This window comes from Tritonibacter litoralis (assembly GCF_009496005.1).
GTDB lineage: Bacteria > Pseudomonadota > Alphaproteobacteria > Rhodobacterales > Rhodobacteraceae > Epibacterium > Epibacterium litoralis.
This window is the reverse complement of sequence record NZ_WIBF01000006.1, coordinates 24709-48508: the sequence shown is the minus strand read 5'-3', so window position 1 is coordinate 48508 and position 23800 is coordinate 24709. Positions and strand designations below refer to the sequence as shown.

At 58.5% G+C, this 23800-nt stretch carries 26 protein-coding genes; 17 read left to right on the top strand and 9 right to left on the bottom strand.

What is annotated here, in order from left to right; genetic code table 11:
* Window positions 1-248: 248 nt before the first annotated feature.
* The gene (gene aroA / locus GFB49_RS11145; RefSeq protein WP_153215954.1) at window positions 249-1601 is read left to right on the top strand and encodes a 3-phosphoshikimate 1-carboxyvinyltransferase; all 1353 of its coding nucleotides are present in this window, start codon (window positions 249-251) and stop codon (window positions 1599-1601) included.
* Window positions 1602-2093: 492 nt separating this feature from the next.
* Here aroA and GFB49_RS11140 read toward each other — a convergent pair whose 3' ends face one another.
* Entirely contained in the window at window positions 2094-2864 is a 771-nt protein-coding gene (locus GFB49_RS11140) for a LuxR C-terminal-related transcriptional regulator (RefSeq protein ID WP_194269320.1), read from the bottom strand.
* Between the two features lie 275 nt (window positions 2865-3139).
* On the opposite strand from GFB49_RS11140, the gene GFB49_RS11135 reads away from it, so the two are divergent.
* Window positions 3140-3748, top strand: coding sequence for a (d)CMP kinase (locus tag GFB49_RS11135; RefSeq protein ID WP_153215952.1), 609 nt, complete (start codon window positions 3140-3142; stop codon window positions 3746-3748).
* Between the two features lie 140 nt (window positions 3749-3888).
* Complete coding sequence (locus GFB49_RS11130) at window positions 3889-4491, top strand: hypothetical protein (protein WP_246149683.1); 603 nt, start codon at window positions 3889-3891, stop codon at window positions 4489-4491.
* Here GFB49_RS11130 and GFB49_RS11125 read toward each other — a convergent pair.
* Window positions 4488-4892 carry a GNAT family N-acetyltransferase gene (locus tag GFB49_RS11125; protein WP_153215951.1) on the bottom strand — a complete coding sequence of 135 codons (405 nt, stop codon included), beginning with the start codon at window positions 4890-4892 and terminating at the stop codon, window positions 4488-4490. The genes GFB49_RS11130 and GFB49_RS11125 overlap by 4 nt on opposite strands.
* Before the next feature lie 97 nt (window positions 4893-4989).
* Window positions 4990-5841, bottom strand: coding sequence for a calcium-binding protein (locus GFB49_RS11120; RefSeq protein ID WP_153215950.1), 852 nt, complete (start codon window positions 5839-5841; stop codon window positions 4990-4992).
* Between the two features lie 310 nt (window positions 5842-6151).
* Here GFB49_RS11120 and rpsA point away from each other — a divergent pair, with 310 nt between their 5' ends.
* The 6 genes from rpsA (at window position 6152) to GFB49_RS11090 (ending at window position 11397) form a co-directional block, all read left to right on the top strand.
* Window positions 6152-7915 (top strand): 30S ribosomal protein S1, encoded by a 1764-nt coding sequence (gene rpsA, locus GFB49_RS11115; RefSeq protein ID WP_343032551.1) that lies wholly within the window; start codon window positions 6152-6154, stop codon window positions 7913-7915.
* 306 nt (window positions 7916-8221) lie between these two features.
* A complete protein-coding gene (ihfB, locus tag GFB49_RS11110; protein WP_153215948.1) occupies window positions 8222-8506 on the top strand; it encodes an integration host factor subunit beta in 285 nt (94 codons plus the stop codon).
* Window positions 8507-8857: a lipopolysaccharide assembly protein LapA domain-containing protein gene (locus GFB49_RS11105; RefSeq protein WP_153215947.1), complete on the top strand. Its 351-nt coding sequence runs from the start codon at window positions 8507-8509 to the stop codon at window positions 8855-8857.
* Between the two features lie 28 nt (window positions 8858-8885).
* Complete coding sequence (locus GFB49_RS11100) at window positions 8886-9533, top strand: phosphoribosylanthranilate isomerase (protein ID WP_153215946.1); 648 nt, start codon at window positions 8886-8888, stop codon at window positions 9531-9533.
* Between the two features lie 404 nt (window positions 9534-9937).
* The gene (gene trpB / locus GFB49_RS11095; protein ID WP_153215945.1) at window positions 9938-11194 is read left to right on the top strand and encodes a tryptophan synthase subunit beta; all 1257 of its coding nucleotides are present in this window, start codon (window positions 9938-9940) and stop codon (window positions 11192-11194) included.
* Between the two features lie 41 nt (window positions 11195-11235).
* Window positions 11236-11397 carry a hypothetical protein gene (locus tag GFB49_RS11090; RefSeq protein ID WP_194269319.1) on the top strand — a complete coding sequence of 54 codons (162 nt, stop codon included), beginning with the start codon at window positions 11236-11238 and terminating at the stop codon, window positions 11395-11397.
* 103 nt (window positions 11398-11500) lie between these two features.
* Here GFB49_RS11090 and GFB49_RS11085 read toward each other — a convergent pair whose 3' ends face one another.
* From GFB49_RS11085 to GFB49_RS11075, 3 genes are all read right to left on the bottom strand, one after another.
* Window positions 11501-11881, bottom strand: a complete 381-nt coding sequence (locus GFB49_RS11085) for a DUF2237 family protein (RefSeq protein WP_153215943.1) — start codon at window positions 11879-11881, stop codon at window positions 11501-11503.
* Window positions 11882-11927: 46 nt separating this feature from the next.
* Window positions 11928-12620, bottom strand: coding sequence for an aminoacyl-tRNA hydrolase (pth, locus tag GFB49_RS11080; protein ID WP_153215942.1), 693 nt, complete (start codon window positions 12618-12620; stop codon window positions 11928-11930).
* Between the two features lie 291 nt (window positions 12621-12911).
* Window positions 12912-13481, bottom strand: a complete 570-nt coding sequence (locus GFB49_RS11075) for a carboxymuconolactone decarboxylase family protein (RefSeq protein WP_153215941.1) — start codon at window positions 13479-13481, stop codon at window positions 12912-12914.
* 152 nt (window positions 13482-13633) lie between these two features.
* On the opposite strand from GFB49_RS11075, the gene GFB49_RS11070 reads away from it, so the two are divergent.
* Complete coding sequence (locus GFB49_RS11070) at window positions 13634-14272, top strand: TetR/AcrR family transcriptional regulator (RefSeq protein ID WP_153215940.1); 639 nt, start codon at window positions 13634-13636, stop codon at window positions 14270-14272.
* Here the strand turns inward: GFB49_RS11070 and GFB49_RS11065 are convergent.
* Window positions 14243-15031: an alpha/beta fold hydrolase gene (locus GFB49_RS11065; protein WP_153215939.1), complete on the bottom strand. Its 789-nt coding sequence runs from the start codon at window positions 15029-15031 to the stop codon at window positions 14243-14245. The two genes, GFB49_RS11070 and GFB49_RS11065, sit on opposite strands and share 30 nt — an antisense overlap.
* Before the next feature lie 128 nt (window positions 15032-15159).
* Complete coding sequence (locus GFB49_RS11060; RefSeq protein WP_153215938.1) at window positions 15160-15786, bottom strand: 50S ribosomal protein L25/general stress protein Ctc; 627 nt, start codon at window positions 15784-15786, stop codon at window positions 15160-15162.
* 208 nt (window positions 15787-15994) lie between these two features.
* Between GFB49_RS11060 and GFB49_RS11055 the strand changes: the two genes are divergently transcribed.
* Entirely contained in the window at window positions 15995-16429 is a 435-nt protein-coding gene (locus GFB49_RS11055; protein ID WP_214644954.1) for a hypothetical protein, read from the top strand.
* Entirely contained in the window at window positions 16426-17124 is a 699-nt protein-coding gene (locus GFB49_RS11050) for an HTTM domain-containing protein (protein WP_153215937.1), read from the top strand. The genes GFB49_RS11055 and GFB49_RS11050 overlap by 4 nt, the downstream gene beginning before the upstream one ends.
* A gap of 115 nt (window positions 17125-17239) precedes the next feature.
* Here GFB49_RS11050 and GFB49_RS11045 read toward each other — a convergent pair whose 3' ends face one another.
* Complete coding sequence (locus GFB49_RS11045; RefSeq protein WP_153215936.1) at window positions 17240-17896, bottom strand: GntR family transcriptional regulator; 657 nt, start codon at window positions 17894-17896, stop codon at window positions 17240-17242.
* 138 nt (window positions 17897-18034) lie between these two features.
* Here GFB49_RS11045 and dctP point away from each other — a divergent pair, with 138 nt between their 5' ends.
* From dctP to GFB49_RS11020, 5 genes are all read left to right on the top strand, one after another.
* Window positions 18035-19021: a TRAP transporter substrate-binding protein DctP gene (dctP, locus tag GFB49_RS11040; RefSeq protein WP_153215935.1), complete on the top strand. Its 987-nt coding sequence runs from the start codon at window positions 18035-18037 to the stop codon at window positions 19019-19021.
* Between the two features lie 78 nt (window positions 19022-19099).
* Complete coding sequence (locus GFB49_RS11035; protein WP_153215934.1) at window positions 19100-19648, top strand: TRAP transporter small permease; 549 nt, start codon at window positions 19100-19102, stop codon at window positions 19646-19648.
* Window positions 19648-20964: a TRAP transporter large permease gene (locus tag GFB49_RS11030; RefSeq protein ID WP_153215933.1), complete on the top strand. Its 1317-nt coding sequence runs from the start codon at window positions 19648-19650 to the stop codon at window positions 20962-20964. Before GFB49_RS11035 ends, GFB49_RS11030 begins: the two co-directional genes overlap by 1 nt.
* Window positions 20961-22220 carry a malonyl-CoA decarboxylase gene (locus tag GFB49_RS11025; protein WP_153215932.1) on the top strand — a complete coding sequence of 420 codons (1260 nt, stop codon included), beginning with the start codon at window positions 20961-20963 and terminating at the stop codon, window positions 22218-22220. The genes GFB49_RS11030 and GFB49_RS11025 overlap by 4 nt, the downstream gene beginning before the upstream one ends.
* A 4-nt stretch (window positions 22221-22224) precedes the next feature.
* Entirely contained in the window at window positions 22225-23739 is a 1515-nt protein-coding gene (locus GFB49_RS11020; protein WP_153215931.1) for a malonate--CoA ligase, read from the top strand.
* Window positions 23740-23800 lie beyond the last annotated feature (61 nt).

Here is a 23800-nt window from a genome sequence, read left to right as displayed (position 1 = left end):
GCCGAAGGCGCGGCCCTGCCCCCACCGCGACGCGCATCGCGCGGCGCAACACCTCTGCTGCGCCAATATTGAGCGAGAACACCTGTGCTTTGTACCGCAGGACCTCGTTCGAACTGTTGTCCTTTGGGGCGGTAAGGGTGCGGGCTGCTGGCCAGTAAAAGAATAGCTGTCTGAACACGCCATCCCCGTGGACGCGCCCTCTGTCATGCGGTAACAGCCTAGGCAACGCAGATCACGAGGAAGATCCCATGTCCGGACACAGCACGCCCATTCCGATGACCTCTCGCCGCGCAGGCCCTCTGACCGGTGTGGCTGAGGTTCCCGGGGACAAATCCATCTCGCATCGGGCGCTGATCCTGGGGGCGCTGGCTGTGGGTGAGACCCGCATCACCGGCCTGCTGGAAGGCGAAGATGTGCTGGACACCGCCAAGGCCATGCGCGCCTTTGGGGCCGAGGTCACGGACCACGGCGGCGGCGAATGGACAGTGCATGGCGTCGGCGTTGGTGGCTTTCAGGAGCCGGATAATGTGATCGATTGCGGCAATTCGGGCACTGGTGTGCGTCTGATTATGGGGGTCATGGCCACCCAGCCGATCACTGCGACCTTTACCGGGGATGCCTCGCTCAACAAACGTCCGATGGCGCGGGTGACGGATCCTTTGGCGCTGTTTGGCACGCAGACCGTGGGGCGCAGCGGAGGGCGCTTGCCGATGACTTTGGTGGGCGCGGCAGACCCGATCCCCGTGCGGTATGAGGTTCCGGTGCCATCGGCGCAGGTGAAGTCGGCGGTGCTGCTGGCGGGGCTCAATGCACCGGGTCAGACCGTTGTGATCGAACGCGAAGCCACCCGCGACCACAGCGAGCGGATGCTGGCCGGGTTTGGTGCCGAGATCACGGTGGAAGACACAGATGAGGGCCGCGTGATCACCCTGACTGGGCAGCCCGAGTTGAAACCGCAGGTCATTGCCGTGCCGCGCGATCCGTCTTCGGCCGCCTTCCCGGTCTGTGCCGCCTTGGTGACACCGGGGTCGGATGTTCTGGTGCCAGGGATTGGTCTGAACCCAACCCGGGCGGGCCTCTTTACCACATTGCGTGAGATGGGCGCGGATCTGACCTATGAGAACGAGCGCGAAGAAGGCGGTGAGCCGGTTGCGGATCTGCGGGCCAAATTCTCCCCGAATATGAAGGGCATCGACGTGCCGCCCGCGCGCGCGGCCTCGATGATTGACGAATATCCGGTTCTCTCGGTTGTGGCCTCTTTTGCCACGGGCACCACGATGATGGCCGGTGTCAAAGAGCTGCGGGTCAAGGAAAGTGATCGGATAGATGCAATGGCACGGGGTTTGCGGGCCAACGGCGTGACCGTGGACGAGGGCGAAGACTGGTGGAGTGTTGAGGGGCTGGGCCCTGATGGGGTGCCGGGTGGTGCCACCTGTGAAAGCTTCCTGGATCACCGCATTGCCATGTCCTTTATGGTCATGGGTTTTGGCGCGCAAAAGGCCGTGTCTGTGGATGATGGCAGCCCGATTGCCACGTCTTTCCCGATCTTCGAAGATCTGATGCGCAATCTTGGCGCTCAGATTGAGCGTAGAAACAGCTGATCTCAACTGCGGCGGCAGAGCCTGTTCCGGGGTTTGCCGCCAGTTTTAGCCCGCTCGATCAGATTGGGGTCTCCTCCGCTTTCGGCGGATTTTTGCCCGTTTGTGGAGAAATAACCAAATTGTTATCAACGTCAGGCTGGTTTTTAAGCCTGGGGTGTTGAATACACGTGGCACTCAATCTCACTCACCAGAACGAGTGCCACGTGTATACCGTCTGTGGTGGGTTTGGACACAGACCTGTCTGCATATGTGTGGGTACAGACACTTGGGAAAACGACAGGACAATCCCGTCGATCCCTATATTCCACGCGTGAGCATGTGGAGTTAGCTAGGGGATTCCCTAGTTCTCACTGTAGGTTTACGGAACTTTTGGGACAAAATGACCTAAACGCGTATCGTCAGGGACATTTTGTCCATAAATTTCGATCACTGGTTGAGTAGTGTCATGCATTTCTTGTTTTAGTAAGAATCGCATGGACTTGGTGGAATTGCTTATAGTGTAAGCAGGCCGTAAACGAGCGCCCGTGCCACCGCATGGGTTCGGTTGCGCGCATTCAACCGCTTGGTCGCGTTGCGGAGGTGAAATTCCACGGTTTTGTCAGACAGGGACAAGCGGAAGGCGATCTCTTTGGTCAAAAGCCCCGCAGCGGCCCATTTCAGACATTCGATTTCGCGGCTGGAGAGGCTGATCACGTCCTTTGGGCTCAGCTCATCATGAAACCTGGCATGGAACAACAGGGCCGCCATCTCGATATCATGACCATAGGCCCGCAGCGTGTCATCAGCTTCGCGGGTGGAATTCAGATCCAGCGCGACGCCGATGCCGCCCACAGCCTGTCCAGACCCGTCCCGCAAGGGGACGCTCATGCCATATTGCAGGCCAAAATCAGCGGCGAGGGACAGAACTTGTTTGGACCGTTGTGTGGCAAAAGCGGCCGCGCGCGGGTCATGCCAGCCCATGGCACCGCCTTCGGTGGTGGCACAGAAACGGGCAAAGGGATCGTCACCGATCAATTCGTCCACCATATAATGGCCGGCGTATTCTTCGGGGTAGCTGAAAAACGTATGGGCCTGGTTCAACGTATTGCTGACTTGCTCTGCGCCCGGAACGGATGGGGCTGGCAGCATGCCGTAAACCGCGCTTTTGGCACCAAAGGTTTTCAGTTCGGTATCAAGAAGAGTAAAGGCAGCTTCGGGAGCTGTCAGGCTGTTCTGAGCGTCTGCAAAATCCAAGAGCCGATTGTTGAAGAACCTGCTTGGCACCCTTTTGTCCCTAAGATAACTGCACTAGACACATTATGAGGGAACTTATCGCCCCACTGCAACCGCGTAACGGTTACCAGATCTCGATGCGGTGGTGAATTGGGTGTTTTTATGTGCCATTTTACCCGTAGCGCCGTCAATAGGCCGCGAAATTCAGCCATCTTCGCGCACTTTGATGAGGCGAAACACGAGCGCAAAGCGTTGTCTTTCCCGTTTCAAAACGGTAGCGGAATGGGGTGAAACGGAAGACTTACGCATTTTGAGGACGGACAGGAATGTTTTGTGTGGCAATTGACGGCCCGGCCGCGGCAGGAAAAGGAACAATTTCGCGCGCGGTGGCAGAGCATTTTGGATTTGCGCATCTTGATACCGGACTTCTTTATCGCGCGGTGGGGGCCAAGATGATGGCGGGTGTTCCCCCGGTTGAGGCGGCGCAGAACCTGTTGCCGCAGGACCTGGACGATCCTGACCTGCGCGGCCCCGAAGTGGCGCAGGCGGCCTCCAAAGTTGCGGTGATCGCCGAAGTGCGCGCGGCCTTGGTTGATTTTCAACGTGCCTTTGCCCGCCGTTCGGGCGGTGCGGTGATGGATGGGCGCGATATTGGCACCGTGATCTGCCCCCGCGCCGAAGCCAAGCTGTTTGTGACCGCCAGTGCCGAGGTGCGGGCCAAACGCCGGTTTCAGGAATTGGCCGCCAAAGGTCTGGCGAATTCCCTCGAAGAGGTTCTGGCCGATGTCAAAGCACGGGATGAGCGGGACATGAACCGCGCCGAAGCGCCGCTGCGCCCGGCAGAGGATGCGGTTCTGATCGACACCAGCGAATTGGACGTGGACGCGGCGATTGCCGCTGCGATCCAGGCCGTGACCGAGCGCGGCGCGGCCTGATACGCCCCGCCTGTAAAACGGGCAGATCATGGCCTGTTTCCGGCCGCAAGGACTGCGTTACAGGCGTCTCACCAATCCGTGCATCGATTTACCGGCCTATGCGCCCTACCTTTGATAGGATGATCCCAAAGGAGAGCCCCATGCCCGCACGTCCCATCCTGCCCGCCGTTTTGCCTTGTCTGTCCTTGGTGGCGATCTTGTCCTTTGGCGGGGGATTTGCGGTGATGGCGCAAGAGGCGCAGCCGGATGTGGTGCCAACGCCCGATCCATTGCCAGAAATCACCAGTGAGCCGCCGATGGATTACGAACGTCTGGGCCGGATCCTGGCAGCACTGGATCCCGAGCTGCAACCGAGCGGTCCGGCGTTTCAGCTGACCATTCTGGATTTCCCGGTTTTTGTGATCACCGATACAGGGGCGGACCGGATGCGGGCGATGGTGCCAATCCGCCGGGCTGAGGGGCTGACCTCCGAAGAGATGATGCGGATGATGCAGGCCAATTTCGACAGTGCGCTGGATGCGCGATATGCGGTGGCCAATGGAACTTTGTGGGCGACCTTTATTCACCCACTGTCGCCGTTGAAAAAAGATCAGCTGATCTCGGGGCTGGGACAGACCGTCAATGTGGCGCGCACCTATGGCACGCTGTATTCCGGGGGCGGGGTGCAATATGGCGGCGGCGACAGCAACAATCTGCAGCAGGAGCTGATCCAGGAACTGCTGAAAAAAGGCGAGGCGATCTAAAGCCTTTTGACCATGCGGACATAGGGCAGATCCCGCTTGAAGAACCGCGCGCCTTTGGTTTCAAATCCAAACCGCACATAAAAGGGCAGGGCGGTTTCGCGGGCGTCAAACCAGAACAGGGTGTGGCCCCGCGCCGTGGCCTCGGCCAGGAGATGGCGCACCATCAGACTGCCGGCCCCTTGGCCTTGGAATTCGGGGTGGGTTGCGAATTTACGCAGACGGATGCTGTCGCCCTCAGGAAACAGCGACGCCACGCAGATCAGCTGATCTGCAACAAAGCCACCAAAGTGCAACGCATCGTCATCACCGTCCACCTGGCTGGCGGACATGGGATGGTCCGGCCACAGCGCCATTTGGCGCACGGGCAGGGTGTCGGCCGCTGATATGTGTAGGATCTGCATATGGGGTCCATGTGACACGGGGCAGGCCCTGCATAGGCAGACAGGCCGACGCCGACAAGAGGGGCGGCGGCGGCCTATGGTTACTTGATCATCCCGGCTACAGGATCAATGCGTCGATAATATCCTGCGGCATGATATCTGTGCCACCCAAATAGTCGGTGTCATTGATGATGATCTTGCTGTCGGCACCAAAGTTGAGAAGGATTCGGTTTTCCTGCTCATGCCCGTACAGGGCAAAGACCTCTTCAGCGGTCATATCGAAATCAAAAGCTGTGAGGTCGATCCGATCAAGCCCCCATGCGCCGCCGTCAAAGTTGTGGATGACATCGCGCCCATCGCCGGGCCGGAACACGAAGGTGTCAAAATTGTAGCTGTAGCCGAACAAGCGGTCATTGCCGGTTCCGCCGTCCAGGGTGACCCGCGCGCCGGGTCCGTATTTATCAAAGTCCACGACCTCTTCGTTCACCCGGCTGCGGGCTTCGGACAGCAGCACGTCGCGGCCGCTGCCGCCATGCGCATCGCCGCCGCCATAGGATGACATGACCAGCATGTCATCGCCGTTACCGCCATAAAGGTGAGAGGTGCCGCCGAAACCACCAATCAGCACGTCGTCGCCAGACTCGCCAAACATCCACCAGTCCGTCTTCTTTGGAAAGGGACCGAGGTTGCCGCCTGTTATGGCGCGGATCGTGTCGTCGCCGCTGCCACCATACAGGTTTTCGACGCCGCCGTCGGTATAGTCGTCGATGATCAGATCGTTGCCGGCCCCGCCATAGGCCAGATCGGGACCGGCCCCCGTGATGATCTTGTCGTCGCCATCACCGCCGATCAATGTGTCTCGATGCGCCCGACCATAAAGGGTGTCGTTGCCGTCGCCCCCTTCAATCAGATCAAGTCCAAAACTCCCGTTGAGGACATCATCCCCGGTGCTACCAGTGAACGTACGCATGTGACCCTACCTTTTACACAAAAACACAAACCAACAACTCGGCGACCGTAACGCGGGCCGAGATTGACGTAAATTTAATTTACTATTTGCGCGTGACAGAAGCTTGATGGTCGCGGCTTAAACGTGCAAGACGCAGGTCGGTGCGGGAAAAGAACGCCCCTTGCCTGAAACGCAGTTTCTGCCTATAAGGCGGCTGTCTATAAAGATGCGGGAATCGCACGGACATCGGTTTGAGCAGGGTCGGGGCAACCTCCGGCCCTTTGTGTTATGTGTGTGTTTGGCACGTTTGAACCTTTGACCGCGCTGCACCATCCGGTGCCTTGCAACGAAAACGACCAACCCCAAGACCGGCGGAGACAACCGCACGGCCAGAAAACGTTTTAAAGGAAAACAACGCCACATGGCTAATACATCCATGGAGGAATTCGAAGCCCTCCTGCAAGAAAGCTTCGAAATGGACACACCCGATGAGGGTTCTGTTGTCAAAGGCAAGGTTCTGGCGATTGAAGCCGGCCAAGCCATCATCGACGTCGGCTACAAAATGGAAGGCCGCGTTGATCTGAAAGAATTCGCAAATCCTGGCGAGGCACCTGAAATCGCAGTTGGCGATGAGGTCGAAGTCTACCTGCGCGCGGCTGAAAACGCCCGCGGCGAAGCTGTTATCTCTCGTGAGATGGCGCGCCGTGAAGAAGCATGGGACCGCCTGGAAAAAGCATACGCAGACGACGCACGTGTCGAAGGCGCGATCTTTGGCCGTGTCAAAGGTGGCTTTACCGTCGACCTCGGCGGCGCCGTGGCCTTCCTGCCCGGCTCGCAAGTTGACGTCCGCCCCGTACGTGACGCGGGTCCGCTGATGGGTCTGAAGCAGCCGTTCCAGATCCTGAAAATGGACCGTCGTCGTGGCAACATCGTTGTATCGCGTCGTGCGATCCTCGAAGAATCCCGCGCCGAACAGCGTGCAGAAGTCATCGGCAAACTGGCCGAAGGCGACTCGGTTGAAGGTGTGGTCAAGAACATCACCGAATATGGTGCGTTTGTTGACCTGGGCGGCGTTGACGGCCTGCTGCACGTCACCGACATGGCATGGCGCCGTGTGAACCACCCGAACGAGATCCTGAACATCGGCGAAACCGTCAAAGTTCAAGTGATCAAGATCAACAAAGAAACCCACCGTATCTCCCTGGGCATGAAACAGCTGCAGGACGATCCGTGGGATGTTGTTGCGGTTAAATACCCGCTGGAGTCCGTCCACAAAGGTCGCGTCACCAACATCACCGATTACGGTGCATTTGTTGAGCTGGAAGCCGGTGTTGAAGGTCTGGTCCACGTCTCCGAGATGTCCTGGACCAAGAAGAACGTACACCCGGGCAAAATCGTCTCCACTTCGCAAGAAGTCGACGTCATGGTTCTGGAAATCGACGGCGCCAAGCGTCGCGTGTCTCTGGGCCTGAAGCAGACTCAGCGCAACCCATGGGAAGTGTTTGCAGAAACCCACCCCGAGGGCACCCCGGTCGAAGGCGAAGTCAAGAACATCACCGAATTCGGTCTGTTCATCGGCCTGGAAGGCGACATCGACGGCATGGTTCACCTGTCCGACCTGTCTTGGGACGAGCGTGGCGAAGATGCGATCCAGAACTACCGCAAAGGCGACATGGTTTCGGCCGTTGTCTCCGAAGTGGACGTTGAAAAAGAGCGTATCTCGCTCTCCATCAAAGCTCTGGGTGGCGACAAGTTTGCCGAAGCAACCGGCGGCGTGAAACGCGGCTCGATCGTGACTGTTGAAGTCACCGCGATCGAAGACGGCGGTATTGAGGTGGAATATGAAGGCATGAAATCCTTCATCCGCCGCTCCGACCTGTCCCGTGACCGTGCCGACCAGCGTCCCGAGCGTTTCAACGTGGGCGACAAGGTCGACGTGCGCGTCACCAACATCGACGCCAAGACCCGCCGTCTGGGTCTGTCGATCAAAGCCCGCGAGATCGCAGAAGAGAAAGAGGCCGTCGAACAGTATGGCTCCTCCGACTCTGGCGCGTCCCTCGGCGACATCCTGGGCGCTGCGCTGAACAACGACTAAGGTCCGTTCAAACGCCAATTCTTGGGCCTCGCAGATGCAAATCTGCGGGGCCTTATTGCGTTTAGAGGCGGTGGAACGGGGGGCTTTTGCCGTTCGAATCAATTTCCGGGGGGCTTCACACACATCTTGGAAAACGGATGCTTGGGCAGCTTTTCTCGCATCACGCCGGTTTTACCGCGCGTATTCCTGCGAAAACCGCGTCTTTTTATCCTTTGGGGTTGCGCCAAACTATTCCCGGATAAAGGTTTTTTTCCTATAGTCTTTGAAAAGATAAAGATTGAACTGGCTTGGGAGGACCGAGACGACATGATCCGCTCGGAATTGATTCAGAAGATTGCAGACGAAAACCCGCACCTGTATCAGCGTGATGTAGAACGGATTGTGAATACGGTGTTTGACGAGGTGACCGAGGCGATGGCCCGCGGCGACCGGGTTGAACTTCGCGGCTTTGGTGCCTTTTCGGTCAAACAGCGGGATGCGCGCACAGGTCGCAATCCCCGCACCGGTGAAACAGTCCATGTTGAAGAGAAACATGTTCCCTTTTTCAAGACCGGCAAGCTCTTGCGGGACCGACTAAACGGAAAAGAATAGATGCGCTATATTCGCTATGCGGTTTTGGGCACACTCGCCCTGGTACTTGCGTCGATTGCTCTGGCCAATCGCGCTTTTGTAGATCTGAAGCTGATGCCCGATGCGCTGGCTGAGCTGGTGGGTTTCAATCTTGGCATTTCCTTGCCGCTGTTTGCAGTTGTCCTGGCCGGTGTCGGTGCCGGGCTGCTGGTGGGGTTCTTTGCGGAATACCTGCGTGAAGGCAAACACCGCCGCGAAGCCGGGGCCCAGAAACGCGAGGTGCGCAAGCTGTCGCGTGAGGTCAACAAGCTGAAGAAGCAAAAGCACGAGGGCAAGGACGAGGTTCTGGCCCTGTTGGAAGACGCAGGCTGACGCCGGGTGCGGCGGCAGCAGAGCTGACATGACAGAGATCAGAAGCAAGATCTGCGGTTTGAAGACTGCAGAGGATATTCAGGCGGCAGCCGAGGCCGGCGCCGCCTATATCGGGTTTAACTTTTTCCCAAAATCTCCGCGCTCGGTGACGGTGGCAGAGGCTGCTGCGCTGGCGGTGGAGGCCCCGGTGGGCCTGTGCAAAGTCGCGCTGGTGGTCAATATGGACGATACCGAGCTGGATGCGATTGTCGCGGGCGTGCCGCTGGATATGCTGCAGCTTCACGGCCACGAAAGCCCGGAGCGCGTGGCTGAGCTGAAAGCGCGCCATGGACTGCCTGTGATGAAGGTTCTGGGTATTTCCGAACCTGCCGACCTGGCACGGATTGCCGAATATGAACAGGTTGCCGATCAGATCCTGGTGGATGCCAAAGCCCCCAAGGGTGCGGTTCTGCCCGGGGGCAATGGGGTGACCTTTGATTGGTCGATCCTTGCGAAAAAGAAATACTGGCAATGCCCCTGGATGCTGGCCGGAGGGCTGACGCCGGAAAATGTTGGCCAGGCCATCCGCCGCACAGGCGCGCGCCAGGTTGACGTGGCCTCGGGTGTTGAAAGCGCGCCGGGTCAAAAAGACCCTGATCTGATCCGCGCTTTTGTGGCTGCAGCCAGCGGTCGTTGAATTTTAGAACGCACGGGGCGCTCCCGCCCGTCTTTGTGGCCCTTTGGGCCCCATCATCCCGTTGGGCCAAGCGCTGCGCCGCCGAAGGCGGCGCAGCGCTGGTCGCTTTGGGTTTCACCCAAAGCGAAATCCCTCCCTTGGGATTGTGAGTCTGTCCCGGATCCGAACCTATCCTGATCTTGGATTTCAGACACCGGTTGAGATCCCGCCCGCGGTCACAGCGGCCTTTGATCAACTTGTGGCGGCGGGTTTTGTGGATCATCTGCCATAGAGCAACGATGCAGGCGCGTCCTGCTGGTAGATTGATCGTTCTCCCCTGTCTGGCGGTAAAAATCTTTCGAAAACAGGTTTCCCCGGCTGGCGTTCAGCACTAGAACCACTTGGGTACGACGATGGAGAGACCGATGGCCGATGATCTAGTCAACAGCTTCATGAACGGCCCTGATGACAAGGGCCGCTTTGGGATTTTTGGCGGGCGTTTCGTGAGCGAAACCCTGATGCCGCTGATCCTGAGCCTGGAAGAAGAATACAACAAGGCCAAGGATGATCCGACGTTCTGGGCGCAGATGGATGACCTGTGGAAACACTATGTGGGCCGTCCGAGCCCTTTGTATTTCGCGGAGCGTCTGACCGAAGACCTGGGCGGGGCCAAAGTCTATATGAAGCGCGACGAGCTGAACCATACGGGGGCGCATAAGGTCAACAATGTGCTGGGGCAAATTCTGCTGGCGCGGCGGATGGGCAAGACCCGGATTATTGCAGAAACGGGTGCGGGTCAGCACGGCGTGGCGACTGCGACCGTCTGTGCCAAGTTCGGCCTGAAATGTGTGGTCTATATGGGCGCGCATGATGTGCAGCGTCAGGCACCCAATGTGTTCCGCATGCGCCTGTTGGGGGCCGAGGTGATCCCGGTGACCTCAGGGCGGGGCACATTGAAAGATGCGATGAACGACGCGCTGCGCGATTGGGTGACCAATGTGCATGATACGTTTTATTGCATCGGCACGGTTGCAGGCCCGCACCCCTATCCGGCAATGGTGCGTGATTTCCAGGCCATCATCGGCAAGGAAGTCCGCTGGCAGCTGCCCGAGCAAGAGGGCGAAGGACGCCTGCCCGATACGGTGATTGCCGCGATTGGTGGGGGATCCAATGCGATGGGGCTGTTTTACCCGTTCCTGGATGATCCTTCCGTGAACATCATTGGTGTGGAAGCTGGCGGCAAAGGTGTGGATGAGAAGATGCAGCACTGTGCCTCCCTAACCGGCGGCCGTCCGGGAGTTCTGCATGGCAACCGCACCTATCTTTTGCAGGATGAGGATGGCCAGATCCAGGAAGGTTTCTCGATCTCGGCGGGGCTTGATTACCCTGGCATCGGGCCAGAGCACGCTTGGCTGCATGAGACGGGCCGGGCGCAATATGTCTCTGTGACCGACAAAGAGGCGCTGGAGGCGTTTCAGGTCTGCTGTGCGGCCGAAGGGATCATCCCGGCGCTTGAGCCCAGCCATGCATTGGCGCATGTGCTGAAGCTGGCACCGACCCTGCCCAAGGAGCATATCATCGTGATGAATATGTGTGGGCGCGGCGACAAGGATATCTTTACCGTGGCGCGGCATCTGGGTTTTGACATGTCCGACACCGAAGGGCGGGATTTGGACGAATAATCCAATCGTCGAGGCCAATGTATTGGTCTTTGAGCGGTCCCATGGGGGCCGCTTTTTATTTTGCACCTGCGGCAGCTGGATCGGAGCGGAAAGCTCCCGCGCCCGCAGGTGTTCTGGCCCTTTGGGCCAGCCACCCCTTGGCGGCCTTGGGTGTAGCGCCGGGCACAGCCCGGCGCTACACCCAACGGGCGTGGATCACGTGAAACGTGATCCGCAACGGGCGGGAGATCCACCTGTTTCTGGGGTCGACGGAGCGTGTGGGTGTGTGACCTTGCTTATGTGTCAGCTCGGGCGCTTTGACCAAGCTTACTCGGCCTTGTCACTGGCATGGAAGCGCAACAGCTCAAGCGGTACAATGTCCAATGCCCGCTGATGGGTTGCGTTCAGGTCGACCTTGGGGGCGCAGCCTTCATCGGCGGCCTGCAGGAACCGCGCCGCACAAAGGCACCAGCTATCCCCCGCCTTGAGACCCGGAAATCGGAATTCTGGCCGGGGCGTCGACAGGTCGTTGCCGACGTATTTGGAATAGGCCAGAAACTCCTCGGTCATGACCGCGCAGACGGTATGGCTGCCCTCATCCGCCGCACAGGTGTTGCAATGGCCGTCACGGAAGAACCCGGTCAGCGGATCGGTTGAGCAGGGCGCAAGTGGCGCGCCCAGGACATTTATGCGGTCATCCATTTCCATATGCTCACCCTAGCGCAGCGTTGATGCAAAACAAAGCGCTGTTCTGTCAGCGGAATTTGTCAATCAGGCGCTCGACCGGAGAGCGTTTGTCCTCTGCCTTTTCTTCAGGCTCAGGTTGCGCGGCCTTCTGCGCAGCCGCGCCTGTCTTGGCGGTTCCGGTCGAGCTGCGGGGCGGGGCGACGCGCAGGGCCACGGCGTTCATGAATTTGCCGCTGTCGCCCTTGGCCAGCTCTGCCGCCCCATCCGAGATGCCGCGCATCAGATCGTCAAGCCAGCCCTCATCCGCCTTGGGAAAGTCGCGCAGCACATAGCCGGCCACGGCGTCTTTGTGACCGGGGTGGCCGATGCCCAAACGCACACGCGCATAATCGGCGCCGATATGGGCATGGATCGAGCGCAGACCGTTGTGGCCTGCATGGCCGCCCCCCTGTTTGACGCGGCATTTGCCAGGCGCCAGGTCCAGTTCATCATGCAACACAATCACATCCGCCGGCGTCAGCTTGTAAAACCGCATGGCTTCGCCCACGGACTGGCCGGAATTGTTCATAAAGGTCTGTGGCTTCAGCAACAGCACCTTGTTGCCGCCGAGGTTGCCTTCGCTCAGCTCGGCCTGAAACTTGCCCTTCCACGGCGCGAACCCGTGGTCGCTGGCGATCTGGTCCAGCGCCATAAAGCCGATGTTATGACGATTGCGCGCGTATTTCCCGCCCGGATTGCCCAGACCGACAAAGAGTTTCATGGCCATGACCCCATTTCTGCTTGGCCAGGTTTTGACTGGTTTCAGATGGGAAATCCAGACCGGAGGCCTGCGCCCCGCCGCATTTTGAGGAGAAAGGCGCGATTCACAAATAGCGCGTAGGCGGCTTTTTGCAGCCTGAGGCCAGGTTCAAAGCTGGAGCGCCGGGATTGACCCCTTTCACCAGGGGTCTTGATCAGGGCCTTGGAAATGGCGGTCTTTGTTCTGCTCGTCGTGGTTGCGGGCACGCCAATCAGCGCCCCCGCATGTCCTGGGTCTCACGGGGCGAGCAGATTACTCTGCCGCGACTTTCTCGGCTTTGCTCCAGGCAAAGGCCGCGAACTGCGGGTCCGAAGTGGTTTTGGCAATGTGGTTGGTGTAGTTGGTGATCACCTTCTGAGCCAGACCTGTGATGATCTCCAGCACGTTCTGTTCCGAATAGCCAGCACCATAGAACGCCTCCAGATCTTCGCCAGAGACATGGCCGCGCTTGACCACAACGGCGGTCACAAAATCGCGCAGGCTTTCCAGTTTGGCATCGCCCAAGGCGGTTTCATTGCGCAGCGCGTCGGTGATCGCGTCATCAACATTCATGGATTTGGCAATCGCGGTGTGGGCCGGCACACAATAGACGCATTCGTGGATCACATTGATGGTCTGCCAGACAACGGTCTTTTCCTCAGCCGTAAACGAGGTGCTGACGAATTGCGTATGGGCTTGGATATAGGTCGCCAGCAGCTCGGGCGAGCCTGCAAGTACCTTCATCAGCTCAGGGATAAAGCCGTATTCTGCCTCGACACCTTTCAAGATCTCTTTGGAGCCTTCGGGCGCAGTTTCCGCAGTGTAGGTGTTGAATTCGGTCATCTCGGTATCCTGTGGTTAGAGGTCCAGTGTCTGGATGTCCCAAGGATGTAAGTAGGGGTGAGTGATCGCTCAAGTTTCATTTAAAGCGATCACTCAAGCGTGACCAGGGCAGGAAACATAGCGCCCTGCGCCAAGGCAGGTTATAAGCCCCTATGGCACAGCGACACGACCGCGCCGAAGCATTGCACAAGGCGCTTTATCTGTTTTGGGAGAAGGGGTTCAACGGAACCTCGATCAAGGATCTGGAGCATCATCTGGGGATGCATCCTGGTTCGATCTATGCGGCCTTTGGCTCCAAGGCCGGGCTGTTTGCGCGGGCGCTACAGCTTTATGCTGATCAGATGATGTCAGGTCATTACGCCGACTGCGTCGGCGAGACCAAACTGCACGCGCTGGCAGAGGCCGTGCGTCAAAGCCATCCGATTGCCCAGCACGACGGTCCCAAGGCCGCCTGTTTCATCTGTAAATCGCTGATGGAAACCGGAATTGACTCCCCCGAAGTGCATGCGGCGCTCAACCGGTTGGCGGATGCATTTGAGGATCAATTCACTGAGATGTTCGAACAGGCGCGCAGCGCCGGAGAGCTGGCGACGGATGCGGATTGCCGCGCGTTGGCCCAGTCTGTGCAAACGGCGCTGGCGGGGATCTCAACCTTGGTCCTGCGGCCCAACCGGCAGGAGCAGGCACGCCAGATGTTGGAGCAGCTGGCCCTGGACATCGTCGCGCTGGGGCAAGGCAGCCCATCGATGGGTGGCTTTGCGTCAGGCCTGGCGGGGCAATCCCGCGCATAGCAGGGTCAGAAAGCTTGATTTTGCGTGGACCTCTTGCCAGGGTTTATGGCCGCAGTTCTGCAGAAGGTGAAACGCGGCCTTTGGTTGGTGTAACCGGAGGGACCGCTGCACAGCGTCGGCGGGGTGCGGGTCATAATCCCCATGGAGTGCAAGAACCGGCAGGCGGAGCCGTGTCAGTTCCACGATCAGCGCCTTGTTCCGGCGCAGCGCGGCAGCCTCTGCCCAGACCTGATGGTGGATGTCGGGGTCAAAGCACACTTTGGGGCGCGGGCTGTCGTCGCGGGCAAAACAATCGGTGGTGTCAAACAGGGTCATGGCCTGATCCATAACGCCAGGTTGCTCCAACCGGGGCATCCATTGATCCCATTGGTCTTGGGCGGCAGGTGACAGGCGCGCCATGCGTGTTGCGTTAATGCTGCGGGCGTCTTCAGCCAGAAAAGGCGGGCAGCCGATCAGCACTAGACGGGACAGCAATTCTGGATTGCGCGTAGCGACCATCAGGGCCAGCCATGCACCCCAGGACCAGCCCACCAGCGCCACAGGCCGGTTCAAGGCTTGCAGAAAATCACGCAGCTCTGCGATTTGAGCGTCGACACTGGTGCCCGTTTGAAAGGGTTCCAAGACGCCGAACCCTCGTGCGGCCAGCAGCTTGGCCAAGGGCGCCAGCTCGCCTGCTGCACCCGGCCCGCCGTGGACCAGAACAACCGATGGCCTGTGCTTGCCATATTTCCGGGCGGTGTTCCCAAGGACCTTCGACATATTGTCCTGTTTGACTGCAGTGTTGACGCATGTTCACCAAGGGTGGCCGTCACCAGTCAACCGCGCAACAAAAAAGGGACCCCCGATGGGATCCCTTCTTGCAAACATACCCGATTGGGACGTTTGGCTTATGCTTCTGCAGCGGCTTCTTCTCCTTCGGCTTCGTCGTCAGCAGCGGCGGCCAGACCGGACGGAGCCGCGAGGTTTGCAACAACAAAGTCACGCTCGATGGTCGGCTTGGCACCAGCAGGCAGATCAACGTCAGAGATGTGGATCACATCGCCGATGTCTTTGCCGGTCAGGTCAACAACCAGTTTCTCAGGGATGTCACCTGCGGTTACGATCAGCTCGACTTCGGAACGGACAACGGTCAGAACGCCACCTTTTTTGATGCCAGGTGCGGCTTCTTCGTTGATGAATTCAACCGGGATATACAGGTTGATCTTCGAAGTACGACGCAGGCGCATCAGGTCAAAGTGGGTTGGCAGGTCTTTGACAACGTCACGCTGAACGTCGCGGCAGATGACGCGAACGTCGTCTTGGCCTTCAACCTTCAGGTTCCACAATGTGGACTTGAACTGACCAGCTTTCAGCTTTTTCAGCAGTTCGTTGAACGGGATCTGGATTGCCAGCGGATCAACATCACCACCGTAAACCACACCCGGAACCATGCCAGCACGACGTGCTGCGCGAGCGGCGCCCTTGCCTGTCCCCGCACGTTCCTGGGCGACGAGATCAGGAATCTCTTTTGCCATTTGAATTCTCCAATGTTTCTAGGGCAGGGTGCCTCCAAGGCTGTCACCCCGCGTGAAGCCCGCCGCTTACACCAGATTCCCCCGTTTGCAAAGGGGGGAATGGCAAAAGCGCGGGGTATTGGGAACCCTCTGTTAAATTCACTGATTTAAACTGGGTCAGACCGCCTGAAATGGCGGGTTTTGTGATGTCTGATCCAAAGGATTGCCCGTGCTGCCTGCGATTTTGCGCGTGATTTCACTGCTGCTGCCTGCGCTGATTCCCTCCTGGCGGTTTTTCAAATCCGTGGCGCCATCGCCCCGGGTCGAATACCGGGTGATCGGCGGCGCTCATGCGCAGGATTGGCAGGAGGATCGGCCCCGACCTGCCACCATTTCGGTTGCCACGTTGGTGCGGCGGATGGTCTGGAACCCGGCGTGGAACGAACAGCTGTTTCTGGTGTCCTGTGCCGAACGGATGATCGAAGAGCCAAGCCCGCACAGTCTGAATGAGATCCTGATCCGTGTGGCCCGTCTGTTGGAGGCGCAGGAAGGGCTGTTGCAAATCCGGCTGGTGTTTATCGCGCGTGAAGGGGAGGCGCTGGTCAAAACAGTCGAATACGAAAGCGATCCGGTGCCAATCTCAACCCTCAAAGGTGGCGCATGACGTTTGAATTCACCCTGCGCCTGATGGAGATCCTGCTGGGCCTTGCCATTGCCCAGCAAAGCCTTGAGCACATTCTTCCCCCTCATCTGGAGGTGCGACACCGGCTGATTTTTGTTGCCAGACTGGCGCTCGCGGTCTCGGTTGCGGTGGGCTATGGCGCGCCCTGGGCGATGTATGGGCTGTGGGGCATCGCCTTATGGATGCTGCACCGGTTTCAGGGCCCTTACAATGGCGGCAGTGACAAGATGACATTGCTGATCCTCACCTGCCTGTGTCTGGTGCAAGTGGCCCCAAACCGATTTTGGCAGGAAATGGCGCTGTCCTATCTGGCGGTGCAGCTGGTGCTGTCCTATTTTGTCTCGGGCTGGGTCAAGGTCTGGAACCCCGCCTGGCGGTCAGGCTCTGCGCTGAACGATGTGTTCCGCTATTCCGCCTATCCCGTCAGCGAAGGGCTGCGCAGTTGGGCTGATCGCCCCCGTGTTATATGGGCCATGGGCTGGGCCGTGATCCTCCTTGAGCTGGTGTTTCCGCTGGCCTTGCTGGACCCGGTGATGCTGAAACTTGCCCTGCTGTGCACCGCAGCCTTTCACCTGTCCAATGCCTGTTTCTTTGGGCTGAACCGGTTTTTTTGGATCTGGCTCTGCGCTTACCCCGCCCTGATCTGGTTTCAAGAACGGATCACCACGGGCATGTGAATGCGAGGCGCACGATGAGAGCGCGACAAGATCTGTCGCGCGGCTGAGGTTTCAAGCTGTAAACTAAGGCTGCCAAGGGCGGGGTGTCGCCTGCAAAGCAGCGCGCATTAGCCCGTTATTCCGCGGCGCTTTTGAGGGTGGACATTAGGCTGTGGAATTTCTCCCCCTGGATGGCCACATGCCCCCGCAGCGCGCTTGCGGCAGCTTCCGCGTCGCCACGTTCGAGGGCCTCCAGAATGCTGGTGTGTTCGCTCATGGATTGCACCATGCGACCACGCAGCCGCAACTGTTGACGTCGGAACGGTTGCAGGCGCCGGTGCAGCAGAACGGTTTCGGTCTCCAGGAAGCTGTTACCTGATTCCTTATAAATGATTTTGTGAAACCGCTCATTCTCGGAATAGTAAGCGTCGGGGTCGCGCGCCTCTACCGCAGCCTGACATTTCTGGTTTGCCTCATCCAGATGCACCAGCGCCGTGTCCGAAATCCGCTTGGCTGCCAGACGCCCACAGACAGCTTCCAGCTCTGCCATGACCTCAAACATTTCCAGCAGTTCCACCGGGCCGGGCTGGCGTACAAAGGCGCCGCGGCGTTGGATTAGCTCCACCAGGCCAGAACGTGCAAGCCTTTGTAACGCCTCTCTTAATGGAGTCCTCGAGACGCCGAACTGCTCAGCAAGACGCGCTTCGTCAAGGCGATCCCCATCGGCAAAGGTTCCGTCAAAGATGCGTTCTTCCAGCTGTTCAGCGATGATATCTGCGCGGCGTTTTTCCATGTATTTGTGTTACCAAATATGGTCTTAACGTTCAAGACCATCATTCTTGTATACAAAAATATTGACTTAAAAAACTTCTCATATCTATCATGAAGCTGCCCTGGTGACCCTGGGGTTGGATTCTTGGAGGAGGAAACCATGAGAACTATTCTTAAGTCCGCCGTCGCGGCTTTGGCGCTTGCGTCGGTCGGCGCAGTGGCCCATGCAACGGAACTGCGGCTGTCGCACCAATGGTCGACCAAAGACATTCGCCATCAGGTCGCGCAGATTGTGGCCGATGAAGTCGCCGCCGCCGACGTGGATCTGGAGATTAAGATCTTTGGCTCGAAATCGCTGTTCAAACCCCGTGAGCAGTACAAACCCCTGAGCCGCGGTCAGTTGGATATGACGGTTCTGCCGCTGTCATATGCCGGAGGACAACAACCCGCGTATAACCTGACCCTGATGCCCGGTTTGGTCAAAAATCATGATCACGCTGCACGCCTGGCCGCCTCGCCCTTTATGGAAGCGCTGGAAGCCAAGATGGCAGAAGATGACGTGATGGTTCTGGTACACGGCTATCTGGCTGGTGGTTTTGCAGGCAAGGACAAATGCATCACCAAGCCTGAGGATGTAAAGGGTTTGCAGACCCGCGCGGCAGGCAAATCGTTTGAACAGATGCTGGCGGGGGCTGATGCCTCAATCGCGTCGATGGCCTCGTCCGAGATTTACAACGCAATGCAGACCGGTGTTCTCCAGGCGGCGAACACCTCGTCCTCGTCCTTTGTCAGCTATCGGATCTATGAACAGGTCAGCTGCTATACGCCAGCGGGGGATGTGGCCTTGTGGTTCATGTACCAGCCGCTGTTGATGAACAAGCGCACCTTTGACGGGCTGACCGAGGCCCAGCAAACCGCGTTGTTGGAGGCCTCGGCCAAGGCCGAAGCCTATTACCTGGAAGAAGCCAAGAAACAGGATGCGGCATCGGCCGAAGTTTTTGCCAATGCAGGTGTAGAAATCGCTCAGATGAGCGCCGAGGATTTCGCCGCATGGCGGGCGCTGGCCATGGAAACCTCTTATGCCAAATTTGTCGAAGAAGTCAGCGATGGACAGGCGCTGCTCGACATGGCGTTGGCGGTTGAATGATCTGTCGGCGGGGCGCCTGATGTGTGCCCTGCCACATGCCACCCCCCTGAAATTCTAATAAAAATAAAGGAGGTGCAGATGGCTACCCATAGCTCTGCCGTGGTGTCCCATACCGGGAACAACCCCTTTCTCCGTCTTGTTGCGGTCCTGTCCACCTTGGCCGGGTGGTGTTCTGCGGCCATGATCGTGAGCGCTGTTGCCATCACCTGCCAGATGATTGTTGTGCGCTTTGTGCTGAACAAGTCGACGGTCTGGCAAACCGAGGCGGTCATTTATCTGGTCATTGCCGCAACCCTTGTGGGGCTGCCCTATGTTCAGCGTCTGCGCGGGCACGTCAATGTGGACCTGATCCCGATCTCATTGCCACCGCGTCCGCGGTTTTACATGGCGATCCTGACCTCATCCCTGTCCATCGCCATCACCGCAGTCATGCTGTTTTACGGCTATGAGTACTGGCATTTTGCCTGGGACCGCGGATGGAGATCCGACACGGTCTGGGGTGTTCGTTTGTGGATTCCTTATCTGGCCATTCCGGTTGGTTTTGGATTGCTGCTGTTGCAACTGGTCGCGGATCTGGTCGCTGTTTTGACCGGTGTTGACAAACCTTTTGGTCTGGAGGATCGCTGATGGACCCGCTTCTGCTTGGCGCGATTGTGGCCATTGCCACCATCCTTGTGCTTTTTTCCGGCGTCTCCGTGGCCATCGGCTTGTTGATCGTCTCGGCCAGTTTTCTGCTGATCTTTGATGGGCCGCGCTCGTTGGAGCTGATGCCCGAGCTGCTGTTTGGCAAGCTGGACAATTTTGCGCTTCTGTCGATCCCAATGTTTATCATAATGGGGGCGTCGATTGCCTCGACACGGGCTGGGGCCGATTTGTATGAGGCGCTGGAGCGCTGGCTGACCCGTGTTCCCGGTGGGCTGGTTGTGTCCAATCTGGGCGCTTGTGCGCTGTTTGCGGCCATGTCCGGCTCGTCCCCTGCCACCTGTGCTGCCATTGGCAAGATGGGCATTCCAGAGATGCGCAAACGCGGCTATCCCGATGGTGTTGCGGCGGGATCCATTGCGGCGGGCGGGACGCTGGGCATTCTGATCCCGCCTTCGGTCACCATGATCGTCTATGGCATCGCAACCGAGACTTCGATTGGTCGCCTGTTCCTGGCGGGTGTCATACCGGGGCTATTGCTGGTGGGCCTGTTTATGGTCTGGTCGCTTTATTCGACCTGGAAATCCGGCAACGCCGCCCGGCTGAGCGCGGGCAGCTACACCTGGGCGCAACGCTTTGAAATCCTGCCACGGGTGCTGCCGTTCCTGCTGATTATCCTTGGCGTGCTGTATGCCATGTACGGTGGCATCGCCACACCATCAGAAACCGCAGCGGTTGGGGCCTTGCTGTGCCTGATGATCGCGATGATCATTTATAAACTGTGGAACCCCAAAGATCTGTGGCTGGTCCTGCGCGACAGCACCAAGGAAAGCGTGATGATCCTGTTCATCATCGCAGCCGCTGGCGTGTTCTCTTATATGCTCAGCTCGCTGTTCATCACCCAATCAATTGCCGAATGGATCGGCACGCTGGACGTGAACCGCTGGGTTTTGATGGGGGTTGTGAACGTCTTCCTGCTGATTGCGGGGTTCTTTCTGCCGCCCGTGGCCGTGATCCTGATGGCCGCGCCGATCCTGTTGCCGATCATTGACGCCGCCGGGTTTGACCCGATCTGGTTTGCGGTGGTGTTGACGATCAATATGGAAATTGGACTGATTTCACCGCCCGTTGGCCTGAACCTCTATGTGATCAACGGGATTGCGCCGGATATTTCGCTGAAAACCATCCTGACCGGGTCGCTGCCTTTTGTGGCCTGTATGGTGCTGGCGATTGTCCTGCTGTGTCTGTTCCCGGGCCTTGCGACCTGGCTGCCCAATGTAATCATGGGAGTTGCAGTATGACCTTGCTTGCCGATCTTCTGTCCACGGTGTTTGAACGGCGGTATCGCCGCGAGGCATCAGAGGGGGCCGAGGATGGCCGCCCCCTAACCGAAATGGCCACCGCTTTGGTGGGATCGGCTGGCGAAACCTCGGGCCTGGCCTTGGCCCGAGAGATCCTGACCCGGTTTGGCGCGCTGGATGATGATGAAAAACTTGCGTTTTTCCGGAACATCGCATCAACCATGAACCTGGATCCCGAGACGGTGCGCGCCACTCTGGATGCCTATGAAGAAAGCCCGTCCAAAGCCACCTATCGCGCCTTTGCGGCGGCGGCGGAACCAGCCCGGCAAGAGTTCGTGCGCCGCTTGAACCGGGTGCCGGGCGCCACCGGCAGCCTGGTTGAAATGCGCGCGGATCTGTTGCGGCTGGGTGGCAAGGAGCCAGAGCTGCAGGCGCTGGATTTGGATTTTCGCCATCTCTTTGCCTCGTGGTTCAATCGCGGCTTCCTTGTGCTGCGCCCGATCAGCTGGGAAAGCCCGGCTCATATTCTGGAGAAGATCATCGCCTATGAGGCGGTGCATGCCATCGACAGCTGGGACGACCTGCGCCGCCGGTTAGAGCCAACAGACCGCCGCTGTTTTGCGTTCTTTCACCCATCGATGCCGGACGAGCCGTTGATCTTTGTTGAGGTGGCCCTGACCAAGGGCACGCCCGGATCTGTACAGGCGCTGCTGGCCGAGGACCGGGACGCGCTGCCTGCGGAAGCGGCGGATACGGCGGTGTTTTATTCGATTTCCAACTGCCAGGCAGGTCTGGCCAGCATTTCTTTTGGCAATTCGCTGATCAAACAGGTTGCTGCGGATCTTTCGGCCGAATTGTCGGGGCTCAGCACCTTTGTCACACTGTCGCCCATTCCAGGTCTGACCAAATGGCTGGATCAGGTGGGGCTGACATGGAACACGGATGCGCCTGAACACATGCAGGCGCTTGCGGCGCATTACCTGCTGAATGCCAAATCCCGCGGTGATCTTCCCTTTGATCCGGTGGCACGCTTCCACCTGGGCAATGGGGCCATTGTCCATGCGGTCCACGCAGATGCCGATGTCTCGGACAAGGGCCGGGCCCAGTCCGGTGGAACAATGGTCAACTATCTTTACGACCTGCCACGGATCGCGCAGAACCACGAAAACTTTGCCAATACACGTGAAGTTGTTGCCACGCCTGATGTCCAATCTCTGGCCGGGCTGGTCACGCTTCCTACGACCGAAGAAAGGTAACCCCATGTCCAACCCGCTTTATGACGGTCTGTTCGGCAAGCACGCCGGGCACACAACTCCGTTCCTGCGTCTGGCCGACGGTCAGGTGATCACCCATCAGGACTTTCTTGCGACCAGCGCCCAGATTGCCAATGTGACGGCGCAAATCGGGTTGAAACCGGGCGATCGCGTCGCCGTTCAGGTCGAAAAATCCCCCGAAGCGTTGGCGCTTTATGCGGCCTGTGCGCAGGCTGGGCTGGTGTTTTTGCCGCTCAATACCGCCTATACCGTGGATGAGTTGAGTTACTTCATTGAAAACAGCGGCGCCGCGCTGATTGTCTGTGATGAAAGAAGCGAAGAGAAACTGGGCGAGGTTGCCGCCACCTTGGGGGCCAAGGTTGAAACGCTGAATGGCGATGGCAGCGGCACGTTGATGGCGCAGGCCCAGGTCATGCCCGCCAGTTTTTCGACCGTGGACCGCGATGGTGAAGATTTGGCCGCCTTCCTCTATACATCCGGCACAACCGGCCGTTCCAAAGGGGCCATGCTGACCCAAAACAACCTGCTGTCAAACGCGTATGCTTTGGTCAAAGAATGGCGGTTCACAGCTGACGACGTCTTGTTGCATGCGCTGCCGATCTTTCACACGCATGGTCTGTTTGTCGCCACCAATGTGGTGCTGGCTGCCGAGGCCAGCATGATCTTTATGCCAAAATTCGACCTGGATCAGATCCTTGGTCAGATGCCGCAGGCGACCACGATGATGGGGGTTCCCACATTTTATACCCGTCTGCTGGGAGATGCGCGTTTCACCAAAGACCTGGCCGCCCATATGCGCCTGTTTATCTCGGGCTCGGCACCGCTTTTGGCGGAAACCCATATCCAGTTTGAGGAACGCACCGGTCATCGGATCCTGGAACGCTATGGTATGACCGAAACCAATATGAACACGTCCAACCCCTATGACGGCGAACGCCGGGCGGGCACCGTGGGTTTCCCGCTGCCGGGCGTGGAGCTGAAAATCACCGATCCCGAAACCGGCCAGACCTTGGCCAAGGACACGGTCGGCCAGATCGAGGTCCGCGGCCCCAATGTCTTCAAAGGCTATTGGCAGATGCCCGAGAAAACCGCCGCCGAGCTGCGCGCGGACGGGTTCTTTATCACCGGGGATTTGGGCAAGATCGACGCGGATGGTTATGTCCATATCGTTGGGCGCAACAAGGATCTGATCATCTCGGGTGGATATAACATCTATCCCAAGGAAATCGAACTGGTCCTGGATGACCAGCCTGGTGTTCTGGAAAGCGCTGTGATCGGCGTGCCCCATCCTGATTTTGGCGAAACCGTTCTGGGGGTGATTGTGCCCGCGCCCGGTGCCACGCCGGATACGGATCAGCTGATGGAGGCGGTAAAAGGCTCGCTTGCCCGGTTCAAACATCCCCGCAAACTGGTGGTTCTGGACGAGCTGCCCCGCAACACGATGGGCAAAGTGCAAAAGAACATTCTGCGCGCGCAGTATCAGGCGATGTTCACAGCCTAAGCGCGCGGTCCAGGCGGGTGTGACCTCCCCCACACCCGCCACAGGTTTTGGAGCCTGCGTT